2 protein-coding genes and 2 pseudogenes are annotated in these 4,425 nt (G+C 62.2%); all 4 read right to left on the bottom strand.

Annotated features, from left to right (window positions below; translation table 11 throughout):
- A pseudogene (locus DBR30_RS12995) lies at positions 1-221 on the bottom strand (hypothetical protein); the annotation flags it as partial.
- Between the two features lie 34 nt (positions 222-255).
- Entirely contained in the window at positions 256-1,680 is a 1,425-nt protein-coding gene (locus DBR30_RS12990) for an FAD-dependent oxidoreductase (protein ID WP_108541839.1), read from the bottom strand.
- 102 nt (positions 1,681-1,782) lie between these two features.
- Positions 1,783-2,622: an FTR1 family iron permease gene (locus tag DBR30_RS12985; protein WP_108541838.1), complete on the bottom strand. Its 840-nt coding sequence runs from the start codon at positions 2,620-2,622 to the stop codon at positions 1,783-1,785.
- A pseudogene (locus tag DBR30_RS22170) lies at positions 2,622-4,425 on the bottom strand (hypothetical protein); the annotation flags it as partial. The gene DBR30_RS12985 and the pseudogene DBR30_RS22170, both read right to left, overlap by 1 nt.

The following is a 4,425-nucleotide window of genomic DNA, read 5'->3' as shown; positions in this document are numbered from 1 at the left end:
GTTTGCAGCTCGACCTTGTGGTGCTGTTCCAGATAGGTCAGCTCCTCGGCAATCTCGCTCAAGGTGGCGCTGGCATCCTTGCCATCAGTGGCGGCGCCCAGCAGTGCCTCGCGGGCGTCGATCAGCGGCTCCTTGCCGGCGGCGGCGTAGGAGTAAGCCTGCGCCTGCCCGCAGAGGGCCAGCAGCAGGGTGAGTGCGAGTAAACCCGGGCGGATAGTCATCCTGTTCTCCTTACTTATGCCAATGGCGCGGCACTCAGGCCACACTTTGGGTTTCAATCACGGTATTTTCGTTGCGATGGTTGAAGATGGCGTGACGTCTGTCCACCCCGTCGATCACCATGTCAGCGGCCATCATCCCCATCTCCATGGCGGTGTCGGTGAAGATGTAGCGGAATGTCCCCTGACGGCCGGTCATGATGAGGTTGGTGATTGGCATCAGCGCCTTGATGGCTTCGTTGCGGCGCGCCTGATAGCCGAGATCCATCAGCGGATAGGCGTACTCGCTGCGGGCCTCGAAGGTTTCATCGCCAAGCTTCTGGGTATCGACGCCGAGGCTCGCCAGATCAGCGGTAACCCGACCGCGCAGATCAGAGAGCGGCGCCTGCCAGGTGGCATCCCCCGGATTGCAGGGGATCTCCAGCATCACCGAGGTCTGGCCCTTTGGCGCCATAAAGGGGCTGCGGCGGCGCGGCTCCTGCAGGCGGGTGGCCAGAATATGGGGATCAGAGAGGTACTGCCAGGTGTTGTCCGACAGGTTCTCCTGCTTGAGCGGCATGTTGACGAAGCGAAGCGACCGGTAGTGAAGATCGCACGGCAAGCCCAGATGCTGGCAGGTGAGCGGCAGCGGCAGGGTGGAGATCACCTGATCAAAGCGCTCGCTCTGCTCAACCTCATCTTGTTTCCAATAAACCCGTTCGATGCGGCCATTCGCCTGCTCAAGGCGGGTGATGGTGGCGCCGGTTTTGAGCAGGGCCCCTTCGGCCACCAGTCGCTCCCCCAGGGTGGTGAAAATCTGGCCGAAGCCATATTTGGGATAGCGGTATTTGCGGGCATAGGTGCGCACCGAGATACTGCCGTTGCGTCTTGGCAGCAGGCGGCGCGCCACGTCTTTGAGATCGATCAGGCTGATGCGCTGACCGGCCCAGTCGGCGGAGAGCTTGTCCGGGTTGATGCCCCACAGCTTGCCGGTATAGCCCTCGAAGAACTGGCGATAGAGGGTGCGGCCGAAGTGACTCTGGATCCACTCGGCAAAGCTCGCCTTGGCGAAATCATCCGGCTTCTTGCTAAAAGGCAACAGCAGCAAGTCTTTCACCGCACCGGCCATCAGGGCGAGCGGCGCCGTCTTGAGCAGGTTGGGCAGGTTCAGGGGGTAGTCATAGGTGCGCCCGCCGAAGCGGATAACGCTCTTGCGCTCGGCGTGGAGCAGGTCATCCCCCATCAGCTCGTCGATAAAGGCGAGCAGCTCGGGGTTCTTGGTGATAAAGCGGTGGCCGCCGTAGTCAAAGCGATACTCCCCATCGCGCCCCTTGAAGGTCTGGGTGGCGCACATGCCGCCGACCACCGGCTCCTGCTCGAACAGGGTGACTGCAAAACCGGCGCGGCGCAGGCGCCAGGCAGCCATCAAACCGGCGGGGCCGGCACCCAGCACTGCAATGTGCTTCTTGTTGTTATCGCTCATGACGTTTTCCGAAACTGCTTGATAGATAAGGGAACCGCACCAGGGCGCGGCTCCCGAATGGTGTTGTTACCCCGTGGCCTTGTTGCCACAGAGGGTGAGGACTCAGTCCTTGCTGGACACGGCGTTCACCTGCGGGCGATAGCTGCGCAGCCAGAGGGTAACGAAGATCGCCAGATAGAGGGCCCAGGTCAGCAGCTGCAAGCCAGCGGGTGAGGCATTGTAGCCAAACAGGGCGCGCAGGAAGGTACCAAATACCCCCTGATCGTCGAGAATGTGGCTGATGTCGAACACCGGCGTGGTCCAGAAGGTGATGATATCTGCCGCCTGCAACATGTTGACGGCGGACGACAGCAGACCTGCGGCGATGATGATGATGAGCAGGCCAGTCCAGCGGAAGAAGGGGGCCAGCGCCACCTTGCGGGTGGAGCGCAGCAGCCCCCACACCAGCGCGATGGAGACCAGCAGCCCCGCGAGCGCGCCTATCAGGCCGGATTGCAGATCCACCCCTTGCCCCGAATAGAGCAGGGCGGAGAAGAAGAGCACGGTTTCAAACCCTTCGCGCATCACCGCCAGAAAGGCGAGCAGCACCAGACCAAACAGGTTGCCGCCATCGATGGCCGCATCGATGCGTGCCGTCATGGCTCCCACCTGGGATTTGGCCTGTTTTTGCATCCAGATCGCCATATAGGTGAGCACCAAGGTGGCAAAGATGAGGATCCCCGCCATCAAGAGGTGGTTGTAGCGCTCGCTCTCGAACTGGCTCACCACCACCTGGAACAGGAAGGCGACCACAAGGGAGGCGATAAGGCCGAGCCCCACCCCCAGATAGATGAACTTGTTGTAGCGGCTCGCCCCCAGCTTGGCGAGGTAGGAGAGGCAGATGCCGACCAGCAGGAAGGCTTCCAGCCCCTCGCGCAGGGTAATGAGAAAACTTGCAAACATCAGGATTGAGGCTCCGTAGCGGGCGTGATGGAGAGAGGCTGCAAGGTCAGTTGCAACCGATTTAGCTGCACTATGGGTGGCTCCGGCAAGCTGGGCTCGGCGGCGCGCACCGCATCATTGACCCACTTGGGGTAGGTGCGGAAATTGAGTTTGATATCGGCCTTGAAGGGCCCTTGAGCTTCTGCGGGCAGCGGCCAGGCTTCATCGCGCCAGCCATCGGCCGGAATGCGGGTATCTCCCAGCAGTTTGGCGTAACGCCAGAACTTGAGCCCCACCGGCTTGCCCTCGGCATCACCGAACACTTTTCTGAACAGTCGCGCATCCTCAGGGACGGCGCCATCCACCGGCTGGCCGCTGGCAAGCACCACCTTGCCGCTGGCGTCGGTGACGGTCAGCTCCAGCCAGAGTTCACGGAAATCGGCCACCCCGGTGGGCAGGGCATGGCCTGCGCCGGTATTGGCGATCCGCACCACCAGTTGTTGGTTCTTATCTGCAGCCTGTTCGATACGGGCGGAGAGGGTAGCGCTGGAGCGCAAGAGCGCCAGACTCTCCTGTTCAAGGTCGGGATTGCGCAGCCCCACCAGCTGGTGCTGGGCGCCGGTAAAGTTGTGGCGATAGAGCCGCGCCTTCATGGTGCCGTTTTCGGTGGACTGGCCCGTCACCGGCGCGCCGCCATTGCCCGGCTCCGGGTTCATATGGCAGTCGATGCAGGTGCGCCGTTTGGCGCGATCCTCCGCGTTTGCGAAGCTGGATTTTTCCCACTCGTCCCAGGTGTTGACGATATTGGCGCCGGTGCCGGGGGCAAACTCGTTGTGGCACGACTTGCACAGGGCCGCATCGCGGTAGAAATCCTTCTGATAGGAGGCTTTGTGGGCCGCCGGACGGGCGTTGATCTGCCGCTCAGCCAGCCAGTGCTGGAGGCTGCCGCCCGGGGTATCCTCGAACACATAGCTCTCGCGGTCTTTCAAATTCACGGTAAAGGCGCTGTTGCCGCCCGCATCTTCTACCTTGGTGATGCGATGGCAGAGCACGCAGCCGGTCCCTTCTTCAACCACAGGTTCGCCCGCTTTGTGAGCGGCAATCAGCGAGGCGCCACCCTGCTCGAACATGTGGGAGCCCTTGGGCAGATCCAGCTGGCCGGTCATCACCAGCTGGGGCATGTGGCAGCCCTGACACCACTGGCCGAAAGCTTCCCCTTCGGTTTCGCGGGCCAGCGCCTGTACCACCTTGTAGTAGGGGTGGGAGTTGCCCATCAGCCGGTGGTTGCTCTCGCTCCAATCTTTGAAGGCCTGTTGGTGGCAATTCTGGCAGGAGGCTGAGTTGAGCCACTCCTTCGGGTGAGTGGTTGGCGCCTTGGCGGGATCCGTGCGCGGGGCATCGAGCCGCAGCCAGTTGGCGAGATAGGGGAGGTTGCCATCGGCGGTGACGAAGGCGTGTAAGTCCTCCATCATCACTTTCACTTCCGGTTGGGGCCTCGCGGGGTCAACTGCCTCGGCCCCATCGCGGGTGTCATGGCCCATGCCGCCCTGGGTCTGCTGGGTCATGCGCAGGTATTCGCCGACAAAATCCCCCGCCACCATGTTGGTGAGGTTGGCGTGGCCGTTGATGGCGTTGTCGCCGCTCTTCTGGCGATGGGCCGCCATCAGATAGCGGTTGGTGAAATTGAACCCATCCAGATGGCAGGAGTTGCAGCTCATCCAGTTGTCCCCCGCCATGGGGAAGCGTGAGTTGGCGCCGTTGTTGCCAAGCGTGTTACCAAGATGGAACAGCCGCTCGCCGCGCTGAAGCGGCTCGGGGCGCGGA

This window comes from Aeromonas sp. HMWF017, from assembly GCF_003061465.1.
Lineage (GTDB): Bacteria > Pseudomonadota > Gammaproteobacteria > Enterobacterales > Aeromonadaceae > Aeromonas > Aeromonas veronii.
This window is presented reverse-complemented; position numbering and strand designations above follow the sequence as displayed.